The sequence below is a fragment of the Xanthobacter sp. BG11Y11_SDJG genome, assembly GCF_057364445.1.
The window spans coordinates 1-1,851 of record NZ_JBNFNU010000584.1; the positions used below are offsets into that span (position 1 = coordinate 1).

The 1,851-nt window shown below is 74.9% G+C and carries 1 protein-coding gene and 1 pseudogene; both read right to left on the reverse strand.

Translation table 11 applies throughout. The features are described from left to right. Window positions 1–1,378 (reverse strand): annotated as a pseudogene (gene recJ / locus AC2W7M_RS24670) (single-stranded-DNA-specific exonuclease RecJ); the annotation flags it as partial. 49 nt (window positions 1,379–1,427) lie between these two features. Further along, the coding region (locus AC2W7M_RS24675; RefSeq protein ID WP_486135678.1) for a DUF4010 domain-containing protein at window positions 1,428–1,851 on the reverse strand (424 nt) is incomplete at its 5' end.

The window sequence follows — 1,851 nt, forward strand, 5'->3', positions numbered from 1 at the left end:
GCCGAGCTTGCCGCGCTCCACAGTGAGGCCGGCCGCCATGGCGTGGCCGCCGCCCTTCACCAGCAGGCCCAGCTCCACCGCCTCGCGCACCGCGCGGCCGAGATCGACCCCGGCGAGCGAGCGGCCCGAGCCGGTGCCGGTCTCGCCGTTGAAGGCGATGGCGAAGGCCGGGCGCTGGAACTTCTCCTTCAGCCGCGCCGCCACCAGCCCCACGACTCCCGGATGCCAGCCGTCGCCGGAGACGATGACGCAGGCGCCCTCGCCGCCGATGCCGAGGGCTGCGTCCGCCTCCGCCTCGGCGGCGCCGAGGATGGCGCGCTCCACCTCCTGCCGCTCGCCATTGAGCCGGTCCAGTTCGGCGGCGATGGCCTTCGCCTCCATGGGGTCCTGCGTGAGCAGCAGCCGGGTGCCCAGCGCCGCGTCGCCGATCCGCCCGCCGGCATTGATGCGCGGGCCAAGCAGGAAGCCGAGATGGAACGGGCGCGGCGGCCCGTCGAGCCGGGCGGCGTCCATCAGCGCGGTGAGGCCGACGCGCTCGCGCCGCTTGAGCGCGATCAGCCCCTTGGTGACGAAGGCGCGGTTGAGGCCGATCAGCGGCACCACGTCCGCCACGGTGGCGAGCGCCACGAGGTCGAGCGCCGCCAGCAGGTCCGGCGCCGGGCGGGCGGTGGTGAATGGCCGACTGCCGCAGCGCGCGGACGAGCCCGACGCAGGTGACGAAGACGAGGCCGGCGGCGCACAGATGGCCGAGGCCGGAGAGGTCGTCCTCCCGGTTCGGGTTGACGATCGCCACCGCCGCGGGCAGCGCCTCGCCGGCCTGGTGGTGATCGATCACCACGGTGTCGAGCCCTAATTCCCGCGCGGCGGCGAGCGCGGCGGCGGAGGTGGTGCCGCAATCCACCGTCACCAGCAGCGTCACGCCCTGGCCGGCGAGGTGCTCGATGGCGCCGGCATTCGGGCCGTAGCCCTCGAAGATGCGGTCGGGAATGTGGAACAGGGGGTCGAGCCCGGCCGCGCGTAGCACGCTGACGAGCAGCGCGGTGGCGCAGGCGCCGTCCACGTCATAGTCGCCGAACACCGCCACCTGTTCCCCGGCCGCCACGGCGCGGGCGAGGCGCTCCACCGCCGCGCCCATGTCGGTGAGCGTGTCGGGGTCGGGCAGCAGCGCGCGGATGGTGGGGTCGAGATGGGCCTCGGCCTCCTCCAGGCCGACGCCGCGCCCGGCGAGCACGCGGGCGACGAGATCGCCGATGCCGAGCCGCTGGGCCATGGCGAGGGCGAGCTGGGAGGTGCGCACGTCCAGCCGGTCGCGCCAGACGCGGCCGGTGGCCGATTGGGCGACATCGAGGAAGGGGCGATTCGTCAGCGCGATGGTCACGCCGCCATCAAGACAGAGGCCGGCCGCCGCGTCGAGCGGGCCGGCGGCCTCAGGCGGCGTTGATGGCGATGAACACGGCCCCCGCCGCGGCCACCGCCGCCGCCGTCGCGCCCAAACAGGCGGATGCTGAAGCCGGCGGTGCCGGCTGCGGCGGCAAACCCCAGGCGGCCGAGCGCATTGGCGGCGAGGGCGATGAGGATGGCGAGGGCCGCGCTTCCATGGTCAGCCCGCCGCCGGCGAGGCGCGCGGCGTTCAGCGCCGGGACGTCCACATCCACGGTGCCGGCCACGGCGTTCACCACATAGAGGCTGTCCGGCCCCACCATCTTGAGCAGGAAGCCGCTGATGGCGGACACCGCCGCGAACATGGTGGCAAAGGCGGCCAGCGGGCCGATGTCGAACGGGTTGCCCGGCGCCTCGGCCGCGCCGGTGGCCGGATAGGACCGGCGCATCAGGAGCAGGCCGGCGGCGCCG